The 15,305-nt window shown below is 49.5% G+C and carries 18 protein-coding genes and 2 pseudogenes; 13 read left to right on the forward strand and 7 right to left on the reverse strand.

Annotated elements, in window-relative coordinates; genetic code table 11:
- Window positions 1–14: 14 nt before the first annotated feature.
- The 5 genes and pseudogenes from mlaD to murA all read left to right on the forward strand — a co-directional run.
- Window positions 15–485: an outer membrane lipid asymmetry maintenance protein MlaD gene (gene mlaD, locus NL324_RS08085; RefSeq protein WP_253307057.1), complete on the forward strand. Its 471-nt coding sequence runs from the start codon at window positions 15–17 to the stop codon at window positions 483–485.
- A 9-nt stretch (window positions 486–494) separates the two neighbouring features.
- Window positions 495–1,151 carry a phospholipid-binding protein MlaC gene (gene mlaC / locus NL324_RS08090; RefSeq protein WP_253307058.1) on the forward strand — a complete coding sequence of 219 codons (657 nt, stop codon included), beginning with the start codon at window positions 495–497 and terminating at the stop codon, window positions 1,149–1,151.
- Between the two features lie 2 nt (window positions 1,152–1,153).
- Complete coding sequence (locus NL324_RS08095) at window positions 1,154–1,501, forward strand: STAS domain-containing protein (protein ID WP_301282781.1); 348 nt, start codon at window positions 1,154–1,156, stop codon at window positions 1,499–1,501.
- Window positions 1,488–1,748 (forward strand): BolA family protein, encoded by a 261-nt coding sequence (locus NL324_RS08100; RefSeq protein ID WP_253307060.1) that lies wholly within the window; start codon window positions 1,488–1,490, stop codon window positions 1,746–1,748. The genes NL324_RS08095 and NL324_RS08100 overlap by 14 nt, the downstream gene beginning before the upstream one ends.
- A gap of 24 nt (window positions 1,749–1,772) precedes the next feature.
- Window positions 1,773–3,026, forward strand: a pseudogene (murA, locus tag NL324_RS08105) (UDP-N-acetylglucosamine 1-carboxyvinyltransferase); the annotation flags it as partial.
- A gap of 9 nt (window positions 3,027–3,035) precedes the next feature.
- Here murA and NL324_RS08110 read toward each other — a convergent pair.
- The 3 genes from NL324_RS08110 to NL324_RS08120 are packed head-to-tail and all read right to left on the reverse strand — an operon-like array spanning window position 3,036 to window position 5,944.
- Window positions 3,036–4,094, reverse strand: coding sequence for a trypsin-like peptidase domain-containing protein (locus tag NL324_RS08110; protein ID WP_253307061.1), 1,059 nt, complete (start codon window positions 4,092–4,094; stop codon window positions 3,036–3,038).
- Between the two features lie 43 nt (window positions 4,095–4,137).
- Window positions 4,138–5,499 carry a Do family serine endopeptidase gene (locus NL324_RS08115; protein ID WP_436298268.1) on the reverse strand — a complete coding sequence of 454 codons (1,362 nt, stop codon included), beginning with the start codon at window positions 5,497–5,499 and terminating at the stop codon, window positions 4,138–4,140.
- 49 nt (window positions 5,500–5,548) lie between these two features.
- A complete protein-coding gene (locus NL324_RS08120; RefSeq protein ID WP_253307063.1) occupies window positions 5,549–5,944 on the reverse strand; it encodes a ZapG family protein in 396 nt (131 codons plus the stop codon).
- 404 nt (window positions 5,945–6,348) lie between these two features.
- On the opposite strand from NL324_RS08120, the gene rplM reads away from it, so the two are divergent.
- Together rplM and rpsI are read left to right on the forward strand one after the other, a co-directional pair.
- Entirely contained in the window at window positions 6,349–6,777 is a 429-nt protein-coding gene (gene rplM / locus NL324_RS08125; RefSeq protein ID WP_253307064.1) for a 50S ribosomal protein L13, read from the forward strand.
- Window positions 6,778–6,796: 19 nt separating this feature from the next.
- On the forward strand, window positions 6,797–7,189 hold the full coding sequence (gene rpsI, locus NL324_RS08130; protein WP_253307065.1) for a 30S ribosomal protein S9: 393 nt from the start codon (window positions 6,797–6,799) through the stop codon (window positions 7,187–7,189).
- A 56-nt stretch (window positions 7,190–7,245) separates the two neighbouring features.
- Here rpsI and gpsA read toward each other — a convergent pair whose 3' ends face one another.
- The 4 genes and pseudogenes from gpsA to NL324_RS08395 form a co-directional block, all read right to left on the reverse strand.
- On the reverse strand, window positions 7,246–8,268 hold the full coding sequence (gene gpsA, locus NL324_RS08135; RefSeq protein WP_301282765.1) for an NAD(P)H-dependent glycerol-3-phosphate dehydrogenase: 1,023 nt from the start codon (window positions 8,266–8,268) through the stop codon (window positions 7,246–7,248).
- Entirely contained in the window at window positions 8,268–8,738 is a 471-nt protein-coding gene (gene secB, locus NL324_RS08140; RefSeq protein ID WP_253307066.1) for a protein-export chaperone SecB, read from the reverse strand. The genes gpsA and secB overlap by 1 nt, the downstream gene beginning before the upstream one ends.
- A gap of 59 nt (window positions 8,739–8,797) precedes the next feature.
- Window positions 8,798–9,046, reverse strand: coding sequence for a glutaredoxin 3 (gene grxC / locus NL324_RS08390; RefSeq protein WP_366516367.1), 249 nt, complete (start codon window positions 9,044–9,046; stop codon window positions 8,798–8,800).
- Window positions 9,047–9,103: 57 nt separating this feature from the next.
- A pseudogene (locus tag NL324_RS08395) lies at window positions 9,104–9,490 on the reverse strand (rhodanese-like domain-containing protein); the annotation flags it as partial.
- A gap of 114 nt (window positions 9,491–9,604) precedes the next feature.
- Here NL324_RS08395 and NL324_RS08150 point away from each other — a divergent pair.
- The 6 genes from NL324_RS08150 (at window position 9,605) to NL324_RS08175 (ending at window position 15,266) form a co-directional block, all read left to right on the forward strand.
- Window positions 9,605–9,880 carry an NAD-dependent epimerase/dehydratase family protein gene (locus tag NL324_RS08150; RefSeq protein ID WP_253307068.1) on the forward strand — a complete coding sequence of 92 codons (276 nt, stop codon included), beginning with the start codon at window positions 9,605–9,607 and terminating at the stop codon, window positions 9,878–9,880.
- Between the two features lie 43 nt (window positions 9,881–9,923).
- Window positions 9,924–10,979, forward strand: coding sequence for a lipopolysaccharide heptosyltransferase II (gene waaF, locus NL324_RS08155; protein WP_253307069.1), 1,056 nt, complete (start codon window positions 9,924–9,926; stop codon window positions 10,977–10,979).
- Window positions 10,967–11,959: a lipopolysaccharide heptosyltransferase RfaC gene (gene rfaC, locus NL324_RS08160; RefSeq protein WP_253307070.1), complete on the forward strand. Its 993-nt coding sequence runs from the start codon at window positions 10,967–10,969 to the stop codon at window positions 11,957–11,959. Before waaF ends, rfaC begins: the two co-directional genes overlap by 13 nt.
- Before the next feature lie 213 nt (window positions 11,960–12,172).
- Complete coding sequence (locus tag NL324_RS08165) at window positions 12,173–13,249, forward strand: glycosyltransferase family 4 protein (protein ID WP_253307071.1); 1,077 nt, start codon at window positions 12,173–12,175, stop codon at window positions 13,247–13,249.
- 433 nt (window positions 13,250–13,682) lie between these two features.
- Window positions 13,683–14,558 (forward strand): O-antigen ligase family protein, encoded by an 876-nt coding sequence (locus NL324_RS08170; protein WP_253307072.1) that lies wholly within the window; start codon window positions 13,683–13,685, stop codon window positions 14,556–14,558.
- Window positions 14,559–14,756: 198 nt separating this feature from the next.
- The gene (locus NL324_RS08175) at window positions 14,757–15,266 is read left to right on the forward strand and encodes a CinA family protein (RefSeq protein ID WP_253307073.1); all 510 of its coding nucleotides are present in this window, start codon (window positions 14,757–14,759) and stop codon (window positions 15,264–15,266) included.
- Window positions 15,267–15,305: the final 39 nt, after the last annotated feature.

Here is a 15,305-nt window from a genome sequence, read left to right on the forward strand (position 1 = left end):
GGAAACTCGTGACGATGCCACCGTCTAAAAGTATGGAGTTCGGCGTAGGTATTTTTATACTCGCTGCCTTGCTTGCACTGCTGTTTATCAGTTTAAAAGTCGCTTCTAACAGCGAATTTAAGCGTGAACCCTCCTACGCTCTCTACGCCACTTTCGACAATATCAATGGCCTAAAAATTCACTCCCCAGTAAAAATTGGGGGCGTTACCGTCGGGAGAATCACTCACATTACGCTGGATAGTGACTATCGCCCACGGGTGCAATTAGCGGTGGCCAAACGCTATGATGCCTTGCCGGCTACTAGCCGCCTAGTGAGCAGTACTGCAGGCTTATTAGGGGAGAAATATCTAGCGCTGGTCCCCGGTTTCGTTGATTCGGAGGTCTCTTCTCTGAAGTCTGGTGATACTATTGAAGAGACACAATCTTCTCTTGTATTAGAAGAGTTGATCGGCCAATTGATCTATTCTCGCAAAAAAACACCGTAAGGCATGACGATGTTAAAAGGTCACTGCTCCCGTCTGTGGTTACTCTGCTGCGCTGCTCCGCTACTATTACTGTTAGCCCTGCCAGCCTTTGTTGATGAATTAGAGTCCAGTAATCCTTATCAATTGATGCAGCAGTTAGCCCAGCGCACTTTTGAAAGAATCAACCGAGAACAACAGCAGATTACACACGATGTCAACTACTTGCGAGTCATCGTACGCCAAGAGCTGATGCCCTTTGTCCATATCCGCTACACCGGTGCTTTGATTTTAGGCCCGCTGTTTAATACGCTGGATGCCGAGCAACAGCAACGCTATTTTCAAGCGCTGGAAGCGTACCTTGAGCAGAGCTATGCTGAGGTATTAGCACTCTATCGACAATATGACTATCACCTTGAGCCTGAAAAACCTTTTACAAACCGCACCGTGGTTACCGTTCGATTGCATCTGTTGCGAAAAGCCTTAACACCGTTACGAATCGATTTTAAATGGCGCCAAAATAGTAAAAACCAACAGTGGCAACTCTATGATATTCTCGTGGAAGGGATCAGCCTGATCGCTACCAAACAACAGGAGTGGACTGCCCTGCTACGTCGATTAGGCTTTGAAGCCTTCATCGAACAACTGCACGAGGATGCTCGACAATCCGTAACCCCCCAGGAAGGCTAACCATTAATAGGCTCGAAACACTTCAGTGGGCACTCGATCACCACCATCGATTAACCCTACACGGAGTATTAGACTATACTACCGTGACCGGTTTGTGGGAGCAGCGGCAACAGCTCTTGAGCAGTGAGTGCCTGATCATCGATCTGAGTGCCTTGATCCGCATTGATTCCGCGGGGCTTGTAGGGCTGCTCCAGATTGCTGAACTCGCCACTCAACGACAGATAGCTTGTCAGATCCGGGGGGTTACTCGACCATTACAATCATTAATAGACATTTATAACTTGCGGCCTATTGTGATGCCCTACCTTGAACAGAGCAATCCATTGATAGAACAACATGATGACGGATGACCTTCAAACACTATTAACCGAAACACTGGCGCAAGAACAGCCGTTGGACCTATTGCAAGTGACCCAAGAGGGCAGCCATATCCACATTGTGGTTGTCAGTACTCTGTTTACTGGTATGACACGCGTTAAAAAACAGCAGACAGTCTACCAACCTTTATTGGCGCATTTCGCTGAAAAGCAGATCCACGCCCTAACCATTCATGCGTTTACTCCTCAAGAGTGGCAGCGCCGTCGCCTGTTAGCCTAAATTCGTTGACAGAGGATCGTAACGATGGATAAATTTTGCATTGACGGTGGCCCGCCACTCTCTGGTGAAATAGCTATCTCTGGCGCTAAAAATGCGGCATTGCCGATTCTATTTGCCACGCTGTTAACCGAACAGCCCGTGGTGCTGCACAACGTTCCACACCTCCGTGATATCTACAGTGCCATTGAACTCCTGCAAAGCCTGGGCGCAGAGGTCCATTTTCAACAAGGGACCCTTGAGATCGATACCCGTCACGTGAATAAACTCCGCCCGCCTGACGCGCTGGTAAAAACCATGCGGGCCTCGATTTGGTTACTCGGACCTTTAGTGGCCCGCTTTGGCCAAGGAGAGCTATCACTGCCGGGTGGGTGTGCCATCGGCGCCCGGCCAGTCGATCTGCATCTTAGCGGACTCCAGCAATTAGGTGCCAAAATTCTAGTAGAGCAGGGATCATTCGAAGCCAAAAGCCCCCAACGGTTACAGGGTGCACCCATCGTGATGCCGATGATTAGTGTCGGCGCCACCCTAACCATCATGAGTGCAGCCACCTTAGCCCAGGGGACTACCACCATTGACAACGCGGCCTATGAACCAGAAATTGTCGATACTGCTAACTTCCTCAATGTTTTGGGGGCGAATATTCAGGGGGCCGGTACCGGAACAATCACCATTGAGGGGGTAGAGCGGCTCCGGGGTGGACACTACCGTATTCTGCCAGACCGTATAGAGACGGGCACTTTCTTGGTCGCTGCGGCTGTCTCTGGCGGTCACATTCTCTGCCGCCAAACCCAAGCCCCTCTATTAGAGAGCGTACTGGTTAAATTACGTGAATCAGGCGCAGAGATCACTACCGGTCCCGATTGGATCAGTTTAAATATGCATGGCCAGCGCCCGCGCTCGGTGAATCTTCATACTGCGCCCTACCCTGGCTTCCCCACAGATATGCAAGCCACCTTTACCCTGCTCAACTTAGTCGCCAGCGGCACGGGGATCATTACGGAGACTATCTTTGAAAACCGCTTTAGGCATGTATCAGAATTAATACGCATGGGGGGAGAGGCAAAAATTTCTGGCAATCAGCTGATCAGCCAAGGTGTTAAACGATTAGTCGGCACTCAAGTGATGGCCACCGATCTCCGTGCCTCCGCTAGCCTAGTCCTGGCAGGTTGCATTGCTGAGGGGACCACGGAGATCTACCACATTGATCACATCGATCGCGGTTACGAAGGCATCGAGAATAAATTACGGCAGCTGGGTGCCCGGATTGAACGCATCAGTGAAACACCACTAATGCATAGGAGATTCGGCCACGGTGACCAGCAGTGTCTGTTGCAGCCCTTCCCGTAACACGGTCAGTTTAATTTGCGTTCCAGGTCTGATCTCTGCCACTTGCGCCATAGTGGCTAAGGGAGAGGCTACCGGTACCCCATTAACCTCCAGGATAATATCAGCAGGCTTCATCACGCTCTTGGCCAATCCTCGCTGATCCACTGCTTTGACAAACAGCCCACTGGATTGAGCTAAACCCAATAAACTACGCTGATGTGCTGAAAGCTCCACCACATCAAACCCCAGGTAACCTCGAATCACCCGGCCATCCCGGATGATTTTATGCATCACCTCGAGTGCTAACTGGATTGGGATAGCAAAACTAATGCTTTCTGATCGCCCCTCATTACTTTGCTCATTGAGTAAAATAAGGGTATTGATTCCAATCAACTCTCCCAGGGTATTGACTAAGGCCCCGCCAGAATTCCCTTGATTGATAGCAGCATCAGTCTGTAAAAAGTTCTGTTTGCCAACGCCATAAGGGCTTAAATGGATCCGCTCAGTAGCACTGATAATCCCCTGAGTAACTGTTTGTCCGAGATTAAAGGGATTACCGATGGCTAATACCACATCACCAATCTGAGCGGATCGATCGAGGTTATACCGGATAGTGGGTAACGGATTCGCTTCAATTTTCAGAACAGCAATATCAGTTAACCTATCAAAGCCGATTAATCGTACCTGCTTGAAAACACGGCCATCCTGCAAAGCTACTGTGATATGCGTGGCCTGCTCGATCACATGGTGATTAGTGATGATATAGCCATCCGGCGTGAGAATTACCCCGGATCCTAGCTGCACACTACCTTCCACAGCACTCTCTAGGTCTCGATAGACATGGACGACGGCAGGCGCAGCCCGTCGCACAGCTGCCTGATAACTATCGGGTTGCCATCCAAAAAGAGCGGGCAGGACACCCATGCCTAAAATCCGCTGACTGCCCCAGACGACGCCGAAGAGTATGAGGGCAGCAGCCAGGCCACCACGTATTAAAGCCTGCCCGATTCTAACCAGCAACGGCGTGCTTTCCTGTTGACCTGAGGACAGTGGTCACCAGAGGCTAACGCAGAATAAGATAAATTGAAGAGGCGCCACGCTGCACATTCAGCGCTAATAGCTCTGGGTTACGGCTTAATAGCGCGCTTAATTCACTGACCGTGGTCACGCGCTCCCGATTGACCGTCAAGATGAGATCACCCTCTTGTAAACCAAAATGGCTAGCCCTGGCTCTTTTATGAATGCAAGTGACTTCTACCCCTTTAACACCCTTTATGTCACCACTGCGCATCTCTACACCCTTCAAGGCAGGGTGTAAATTCTCTTGGTTGATCTTTGTGGATTCAATCAACTGCAACCGCACGGTCACACGCTGTGGCTTACCCTCACGCAACAGATCTAACTGGACCGTTTGATCAGGACTCATTAAGCCAATTTTGGCTCTTAATTCAGAAAAATTTTGGAGAGGTTTCCCCTCTACAGCAACAATCACATCTCCCGCTTTAACACCAGCCTTCTCTGCTGCTGATCCGATGACCACTTCAATGACAAGAACTCCTTGCTGGATCCCGAGCTTTAAGGCCTTGGCGACATCTTCCTGTAAATCACGCCCGGTAATCCCTAGCATGACACGCCGTACTTGGCCAAATTTAACGATTTGATCAATGAAATTTTTGACCATATTCCCTGGGATAGCAAATCCGATACCGATATTGCCACCATTCGGTGCTAAAATCGCAGTGTTAATCCCAATTAACTCCCCTTTTAAATTGACCAATGCTCCACCAGAATTTCCAGTATTGATGGCTGCATCCGTTTGAATAAAATTCTCAAAGTGATCCAGGTTGAAGCCACTACGACCCAAGGCTGAAATAATGCCAGAGGTGGCCGTTTGGCCAAGGCCAAAGGGATTACCCACCGCAATGGTAAAATCTCCCACTTGCAATTGGTCAGAATCAGCAAAGGTGATGGCCTTTAGCCCCTTAGGGGAACTCAGCTGTAGCAAGGCGATATCGGACTGCTCTTCTTTACCGACCAGCTTAGCTTCTAAACGCCGCCCATCCTTTAACAGTACCGCAATTTTACTGGCACTTTTAACCACATGGTGATTAGTCACTACATACCCTTTTGCAGCATTCACGATCACTCCGGAACCTTGACCACGAAAGGGGCGACGGTTGAACTGCTCCATAGGAAAATGAGGACCAAAAAAGAACCGCAACTCCTCGGGTAACCGCTGATGCTCTACCTGGGTCCCTTCTACCTCAATGCTCACGACAGTAGGCAGCACTTTTTCCAATATGGGTGCCAAGCTGGGCAGCGATTGACCGTTGACGGTCGTAGGCAGTGCAGCACCGGTTGAAACCGGGCCCAACAAGCCTACCCCCCATGCCAGAGTGGTCGCTAATAAGACAGCATTTTTAATCGCTTTTTTCATAGATTTTTACCAATACCGTTCATGATAGAGTGAGGTTTTATCCGCTAGTCAGCGGCTGCTTAGGAGACAACAGATCCGAGGGGCTGCTCGAGTAATCACAAGGTGGCTCTGCTTTAATCAGGCTCTGTTCCTGATCCCTAGTCGATCGGCCACCGAGGTTGTGCCGGTACAATAAGTGATCAGGCAACCGAGCGCTCGTGCTGGGGAGTGCCTGCTGTAACAGGCGGTACTCACTGATGAGCGTCTCCAGCACCGTGATATTCCGTGCAACATGGCTAGCCAACTCACTATAACAGTGATCCAACTGCTGTTGACGTTGTTGCAGCAGCAACCGCTCTTGCTTGTGCCGACGACCATTGAGGCTACCAAAACGCATCCCTAGGGCACCCACTAGGATGCCCAATAATAACATTAAACTATAGCTTACCAGCATTCCGCCCCCCGCTCGCCACCCTAGCCTCTAATCGCTGTTTTTAGAGAGTCATGAGTCCATTATAAGTCGCAATTAGACTATTTTAAATCGCACACTATAGATCCTTTATCCATTGACCGGCTACTCATTTCTTCCAGGCCTGAGAGGGTATACTGGGTAAACCAGCAGCGCCCCGTAGCCTTGCTCACTGTAAGGGCATTCAACAAGTGCAAAAAAGCTATCGACCTTCTGTAGTGACTTCTTTATAATTGGTCAGCTTCATCCATGGGTCCCCACCTGTTTTCACAAACTGGGGTGCTATCTGATTGCCCCGCAGTGATCGCCACACACCCAGCATGATGAGACGATTGGTTAAGATCACCCTTTAATTGGATGTCATTTGATAATTTGGATAGACACGCTTCATGAAAACTTTCGTAGCTAAACCAGAAACTGTACAGCATGATTGGCATCTTGTTGATGCCGATGGCAAAATTTTGGGCCGTCTGGCCACGCAAATTGCCAGTCGTTTGCGGGGCAAACATAAGCCGGAGTATACGCCCCATGTCGACACCGGAGACTACATCATTGTGGTCAATGCCAGTAAAGTGGCAGTCACCGGCAAAAAATTGAGCGACAAAATTTATTACCGTCACTCCGGTTATGTCGGAGGGATTAAGCAGGCCACTTTTGCAGAAATGTTGGCGCGCCATTCAGAACGGATTATTGAGATTGCCGTCAAAGGGATGCTCCCCAAAGGCCCCTTGGGTCATGCGATGTTTCGTAAATTGAAAGTCTATGCGGGCTCTGAACACAGACACGCTGCACAGCAACCACAGCCGTTGGCTCTATAACTCACCGAGATCTTAAATAATGGTAGGCAATCACTATTACGGCACGGGACGGCGCAAAAGTGCCTCCGCCCGTGTATTTATTAAACCTGGCAATGGCAACATTCTGATTAATCAACGATCACTAGAGCAGTACTTCAGTCGAGAAACTTCACGTATGGTCGTCTGTCAACCGTTAGCACTGCTGGATAGGCTAAAGAGCTTTGATCTCTATATTACCGTCACTGGAGGCGGCATCTCAGGGCAATCGGGTGCTATTCGCCACGGGATTACCCGGGCTTTGATGCAGTATGATGCTTCGCTACGTCCCGAATTACGGCAGGCGGGTTTTGTGACCCGTGATGCCCGTAAAGTGGAGCGGAAGAAAGTGGGGCTACGCAAAGCACGTCGCAGACCGCAGTACTCTAAACGTTAAGGCTTTTGCCGACTGCCACAGACTATCTCTAGCGCTTGAACCCCTGCTATTAGGCTTTAAGGGTTCAAGTCATATTGATCGTGCTCTTTTTTTCCTAGCAGGTCCTGAGCTGCTTCCTGAATAGCCTTCCCGTGATATAACACCTGGTACAGCTGCTCAGTAATCGGCATCTCTATCCGACAGCGTCGTGCCAGCGCCCGAACCTCTTTGGTATTATAATAGCCCTCTACAACCTGACCAATCACCGCTTGCGCTGCTTGCACTGACGCTCCCTGACCCAATAACTTCCCAAATCGACGATTACGAGACTGATCGTCCGTACAAGTCAGCACTAAATCCCCTAAACCAGCCATGCCCATAAAAGAGTGTGCCTCTGCCCCTAAGGCGACGCCCAGCCGAGTCATTTCTGCTAAACCGCACGTAATCAAGGCCGCACGGGCGTTCATCCCAAAAGCCAGTCCATCGGAGATCCCCGCAGTAATCGCGATGACGTTTTTCACGGCTCCGCCCAACTGTACACTAATAAAATCTGTAGTCTGATAGATGCGTAGACCCTGATTAAAATGGAGTAATGCTTGTAGATCGTCAGCAAATTGCTGATCAGTAGACGCGAGGGTGATAGCGGTCGGTAAACCCGCCGCGAGCTCACGAGCAAATGAGGGGCCGGCCAGTACTGCCAGTGGTACTGTAGATCCTAAACTATCACGCGCTACCTCTTGTAACAAACGGCCACTCTCCCTCTCTAATCCCTTAGTGGCCCAGACTAAACGGCTCGAGGGTTGCCAATACTGCTTTAACTGCTGGATCAATTGGCCAAAAACCGGGCTGGGCACCGCGACTAAAATATCACGGCTGCTGGCCAGCGCCTTGGCGAGATCAGCCTCTAATAGCAACGACTCCGGAAAAGCTATTCCCGGTAGATATTTGGCATTACAACGATCTTGTTGCAGCTGAGTGATATGGCTTGGTTGATGCCCCCATAGCACGACTCGGTGACCATGACGCGCTATAATCATCGCCAGAGCAGTACCATAGGAGCCTGCACCCAGTATCGTTATGGCGGGTTGCTGCGATAACACTACTGTAACGGCTCCTGTCCACTGCCCGAGGCCAAGGCTGATCGCTGTAAATAATCAACCAATAGCCTGTCAAAATTAACGGGCGCCAGATCGAGCTGAGGAAAGGAGCCTCGTCCCACTAAACTGCTCACGCACTCGCGTGCATAAGGAAATAAAATGGTCGGACAGTAAGCGCCCAAACAGGAGGCCAGAGCCTCCTCCGGCACCCCTGTGGTCCCAAAAAGACCGGCTTGTTGCACTTGACATAGAAAAGCAACCGATCCTGCTAGCAGGGCCGTCACCGTCACTTGTAAGATGACCTCATGCAGGTCGATCTCTATTTCATTGGAGGTGGTATAGAGATCTAGTTTAATCTCTGGTGTCCAGGGTTGTTGAAAAATCAAAGGGGTATTAGGGGTTTCAAAAGAGATATCTTTAGTATAAATCCGTTGAATTTGAAACTGGTTCTCCGAGGAGGATTGGTCTGACATAGTCATACTGCCTTTTATCAAGGTAAGTGAGTGTCTAAAAGAGTCTTTGACGAGCAATATTAATGAAGCAGGGCTGCCAATCGCTGTTGAGCATCCAGCGCCAGGAGATCATCACAACCACCAATCAGCGCTCCATTAATGAAAATTTGTGGCACACTGGTGCGACCACTTCGGGTGACCATCTCCTGCTGTTTAAGCTCATCATGCTCTATAGCGATCTCTTTAAATTCAGCACCATGCTGTTTGAGCAACGCTTTAGCACGAATGCAATAAGGACAGGTGGCTCTCGTATAAATCTCAATGTTCACTAACCGCTGGCTGGCCGAGCCCGTGGTTAAGGGTAACCGGTCGAGGTTCCAACCGAGTAGCCCATCACGCAACACCGATAGGTGACAAAACCCTTGTTTATGGAGTTTTTTAGCTAAGATCATGGCCTGCAGGCCATCGTCAGAAACCAGCACGAGGTGGTGCGCTTTATACTGCGCTAATGGGCCCAGTTGGTTGGCCTCAATAGCCTGGGCACTCACGTGTTGCGACGCTGCAATATGTCCCTTATCAAAGGACTCCTTAGAACGCACATCCCAGACCACGGCCTCCGCTCGGTTTATCAGGTGAGTAGCCTCTTGGCTACTCACCACCGCAACGTTCGATAGACTATTTTTTATCAGAGTAATGACCAGGATGATGAATAGCAATAACCACACCAAACTCAATAATAAATGATTGTTTATAAATTGTAATAGCTGCTGCATTGCACCAATAGCCTCATCAAAACAGTGACACAATCGTCTATCGCCTACCGATTGCTTACCATGGTATCATACACCCTGACAGACTTGAACAGCACCCTTTAGGAACGCCTTATTGTGATTATCGTCACCGGCGACGCTGGTTTTATTGGCAGTAACCTGATCAAAGCACTCCACGAGCAGGGATACCCTGATCTCTTAGCGGTTGATCCTCTGAAGCGGGGCGACCAATCACCCCAGGTGAAGCGCTCAAACTATTGGAGGGTAGTCAGCGGCTTTAAGTGTGATCTCATTCACATCAGCGACACGGAAGCCCCGCCCACTCAAGTGTCTGCTGTCGGCTATGATCACCCTTTTACATCACTCACTCATCAAAGAAGAGGCTATAGCTAGAATAAAGTAGCACTGGCGAGGCTAACTGCTCAATTCAAACCCTATGAAAATTTTAGTGATTGCTCCTGCCTGGGTCGGCGATGTGGTGATGTCACACACCGTCTACCGCTGTTTAAAACAGCAATATCCGCAGGCCTTAATCGAGGTGATGGCCCTAGAGTGGTGTCGTCCCCTGCTATCAAAAATGCCAGAAGTTCATCGGAACCTGGCCATGCCTATTCCACATGGCCAGCTCAAGCTAGGATTGCGCCGATCGATCGGCCACCAGCTGCGTGCTGAATCTTATCAGCAAGCGATTGTCATCCCCAATTCACTAAAATCAGCCTTCATCCCCTGGTTTGCACAGATCCCCCAGCGTACTGGTTGGCGTGGTGAGTGGCGCTATGGCCTACTCAATGATCTACGGCGACTCGAGCCACTGCACTATCCCATGCTGATACAGCGCTATGCCGCTTTAGCTTATCCTCTTCCCCCTGTGGGGCGGGTCGTGCTACCCGATCCGCTGCCCTGGCCACAATTGACCGTGACCCCTGCTGCGGTAGAACAGACGATGACCCAATTTGGGTTACCATGCGGGCAGCGGTTGATTGCCCTAGCGCCCGGCACGGCGATCGGGACCCTAAAATGCTGGCCCCCCCGTCACTACGCCTGCTTGGCAGAGCAGTTAATCGCCCAGGGCTACTGGATAGCGCTGTTTGGCGCGCTGCACGATCAGCCAGTCTGTGCAGCCATTCGTGATCAGCTGCCCACAACACTGCAACCACGCTGTCTCAATTTTGCAGGAACCACGACACTCACCGAAGTGATTGATCTATTAGCTTGTTGCCGAGCGATAGTCAGTAATGATTCTGGATTAATGCATATCGGATCGGCCTTAGGGAAAGCAGTGGTGGCACTGTATGGCCCGACCGATCCCGGCTTTGCGCCCCCATTAACCCTCCAGGGTCGAACGCTCCGAGCAGCCCCGCCTGAATCCTCGGTAGTGACTGAACCTTGGGACCAAGGCTATCATCCCCGATTGATCCACCTCAAGCCCTCTCAAGTCTTCGATACCTTGGAAGCCCTGCTGGCGATGAAGGAGCCATCATGCGTATTTTGATTGTTAAAAGTTCCTCGCTGGGGGATATTATTCATACCCTCCCAGCGCTCACAGACGCGCAACGTCATGATCCCACTATCCGCTTTGATTGGGTGGTCGAGGAGCCCTTTAGGGAGATCCCGGGGTGGCATCCGGCAACCGCGTCTGTTATTCCCATCGCACTGCGACGTTGGCGTCAACAGCTCCATCACCTCAAAACCTACCGTGAGTGGTCGCAGTTTGCCCGCACACTACAGTCCCAACCGTATGATGCCATCATTGATGCTCAAGGCTTAATCAAAAGTAGTTTTTTCATCACCCGCTTAGCCCGTGGACCTAAACATGGGTTGGATCGCGCCAGCCTACGAGAGCCTTTGGCTCGCTGCTTTTATGATCACTGTTACGCGGTCTCTCGGCAGCAACACGCGGTGGAGCGAATTCGCCAACTGTTTGCCTATAGCCTCGGGTACCAGAAACCGGCTGAGCGTGGTGACTATGGCATTCGTGACCACTTTAATCAACTGCCACCCTCGCCTATGACCCCTTACTTAGTTTTTCTGCATGCCACCAGTCGCGCCCAGAAGTTATGGCCTACTAGCCATTGGCGCCAATTAATCGCCTTAGTTGCGCCGACTGGTTTGCAGATAAAACTGCCTTGGGGGAACGACTTAGAGCAGCAGCGAGCGCAACAGATAGCGTACCAGCACGCCGGGGTAGAGGTCCTGCCAAAATGCTCCTTAAACCAACTGGGCCACTACTTATTACAGGCACAAGCCGTCGTCTCACTGGATACTGGCCTCTCTCACCTGGCGGCTGCCTTGGGTGTCCCCAATATAACGCTCTATGGCCCGACCGATCCAACCTTAGTGGGGGGATATGGCGAACGACAGCAGATCTATTGGGCTAAACAGTCGCGTCGCTTGGCAGCAATCAGCCCAGAGCAGGTGTTTGAGGCTCTCGCGCCTAGTCTCAAGGGGATGATGACATCCACTGATGGCTAATGGCGTGGCATAAAGGATCTTCTAACAGCGCTGTACTCCCCGTTGGTAGTATTGGCGTGCTATCGACGGTGATGAGGCCAGCAGCACACCGGTGAATCAGCGCCACGCTTCTGAAATATCACCTCTATTGGTTAGTAGCCATGACTCATTGTATACTGACCGGAGTCACTCTAGGTCTCTGATCTCTACTATGAATGAACCTTTATCCCAACTATGACAAAAAAAATTGCGGTCATTACGCATCGTTCTGATCACCGGGGAGGCATGGAGCGTTATGCCATGGATATCGCTTATCAATTGGCAACGAATGGCCAGCTAGCGACCCTGTTAACTAAATGTTACCCTCCTACGACGACACTGCAGAAAGCGATGACTATCCGTTCACTCGGTCTGCGCTGGTTACCTGCCAAACTACAGACTCTGCTGTTCTCTATTTACTGTTGGTGGTACAAAAAAAACAATCCAGAGGTTATTCTATTTACCTGTAGCAAAGTATTCTGTCCTGATATTATGATCTGTGGAGGCACGCACAAAGGCTATCTTCAAGCCACTCAAAAAACGCTGACTCTGATGGATCGCTTAGAGATTTTTTATGAAAAGCAAGCCTATCAGCGCGCGACTATTGTGGTGGCTCACTCCGCTGAGATGCGTCAAGAATTAATGACACTGTATGGCATTGCAGCCGATAAAATAATTACTTTATATCCCCCAGTGGACCAAAAAAATTTCTTTCTAAAAAAAGATCCCGCGGCCAAGCAGCGCTTTTTTAAACAGCTGAATATTGAGGTAGGTAATAAACGAATTTTCCTGTTCCCCTCCTCAGGTCATAAAAGAAAAGGGCTCGATAATCTCCTAAAAGCTTTTTCACACTTTGAACAGGAAGCAGTGTTGCTCGTGGCCGGCAAGCGGCCACGAATCACCCAAAGTAACCTGATTGCTTTAGGGTATTGTTCTGATATGTCAGCCCTGTATGCGGCCTGTGACTATACGATCTTAGCCTCGGTTTACGAGCCTTTTGGCTTAGTGGCGGTGGAATCAATCCTCTGTGGAACGCCGGTATTACTCTCCGAGGTTTGTGGCTGTAATCCGGTACTCTCCGAAAAAGCCCGGATCACTTTTAAGGCCGATCGGCTTGAGGAGATCATCTCAGCCATTGCTACCGCCCTCCAGACGCCTTTAACGATTCAGCACCCATCAGCGTGCATTCACTACTCGGTTGATATTCAAGCTCACCTCGAAGAGATCCTCCACTTTTTTAAAAAGCGGGTTAGCCATCACTCCTATGAATAAAAGCGATTGCTCCTCTAAACGACTGCCATGGTTCACACTCGAAAACGGTGTGTTTCTCTCTGTTTTTCTATTTTTTAGCCTTGCTTTTAATATCCAGCATAGCGCGAATATCCTGTTGATCTGCTTACTGATTTTGAGTATTAGTCAGCAGGTGAGTCGTTTTAAAAAACGCTTACCGTGGGACTTGAATAAAACAGCTCTTCAACTATTGATCGTGTTTTCATTGCTGCCGTCAGTGATTGGCTTACAAGTACTCTGCTTCCCTTCAGTGACTATCAAGCAACTAGATGCTGCTTTAAGGTTTATCGCAAATGGCCTACTATTACTATTTTTATTCATACCGCTAGACTATCGTAAACTATCCGTCAGCTGCTATGGTTGTATCCTAGGAGCTTTAGGAATGGCCTGCTGGGGGTGGCTGAGCACCCATGATATGACCTATGCTTTTGATGTCAATCTAGAGAGAGGCAGTAACTGTTTTATTAATCCTATTGAGTTTGGATCGTTTGCCATCACCTTAGGGTTTATCTCCCTGATCTTACCTTTACCAGAAAAAATCTCTAAACCACTACACGCTCTATTGGTTATTTTAAAAGCCATTGGTTTTATTGCTGGGATGGTAGCAGCCGTCTACTCTGGCTCTCGAGCGGCCTTTGCAGCACTACCATTTCTCATAATATTGGTATTATTTTATAAAAAAAAATGGAGCATGATAAAATCCATTAGTACTATTTTTTTTATCGGATTAATAATCATCTCTATTTTAATGCAGACCAGGATTTTCAAAAGAATTAATGAAGGATTTCAAGATATTACCACGTATTCTGTCAATAAAGACACTTCACTGGGGGCACGATTTCAAATGTGGAAGGTGGCCACTAGCGCCTTCTTCGATAATCCTATGACCGGCATTGGCCGAGGGAACTATACCAAATTACTAGAATCAGGCGGCTACCAAACTACTGTTTCTAAATTTCTACTAGGTTTTAGACATGCCCATAATGAATATTTAAATGCGGCGGCTGAAATGGGTTTTTCAGGGCTGCTTTCAACTTTACTCCTGTTGATCGCTCCTGCGCTATTTTTTTATAAAAACTACCAATCCTCATCATCTACTACAGCCTTTGCCGCAGCTTCCGGGTTAATTATTGTAGGCGGGCATGCTATTTTCTGTTTGTTTGATGCCCTATTTTTAATGAGTTGTCAAACCACTTTCTACAGCTTTTCGGTGGTCCTGTTCATGGCTATCATCTTGAACGAACAAACGAGCCAGAGAGAGAGCGGCGCTGGTTTACCTAACCCCGCCTGATCCCCTAATCTACGATGATTATCTTAGCTCAACCGGTAAACGGGGTTGGATCCCCTCTAAAATAGTTCTGATGAGACTCCCTGCCGATACAAAATGTTTTTTGCGATCCGTCACACAGTGTTAACGATTCAATCAGCGTGCAAACTGTTACAATGACTCAGTGAACTTTTTGCTCCCAGAGGGGAGGAGTCTAAAGGGATGCCTGCTGATACACTCCATGAACTCAGCCGCCAACTGGGGCGGCTGCTGTTAGCGCGTCGCTGGCACATCACTTGTGCAGAATCTTGCACTGGTGGCCACATCGCAGCAGCCATCACAGCGACTCCCGGCAGTTCTGCTTACTTTTCCCATGGCTTTGTCACCTATAGTAACGCGGCCAAGCAGCAGTTGTTAGGAGTCCAGGTAGCCACGCTCACGACTGCCGGTGCAGTGAGTAACGCCGTCGCCCAAGAGATGGCACAAGGGGCTCAACGGGTTGCCGGCGCAGAGGTGGCCATAGCGGTCACGGGCATCGCAGGACCCGAAGGGGGAAGCGAGCAGAAGCCGGTAGGACTTGTCTGCTTCGCTTGGGCAATGGATAATGCCCCCGTTCTCTCGCTATGCCATCAGTTTTTCGGCGATCGGGCTGCGGTGCGCCAGCAAGCCACCGGTTATGCGCTGTTACTGCTATGCAATAAACTGCGAACACTGGGAGTGCCTGCTCTATAACCACTCCTTATTTTAAAAACTTGTTGCCTTGAGATCAGC

The organism is unidentified bacterial endosymbiont, assembly GCF_918320885.1.
GTDB lineage: Bacteria > Pseudomonadota > Gammaproteobacteria > Enterobacterales.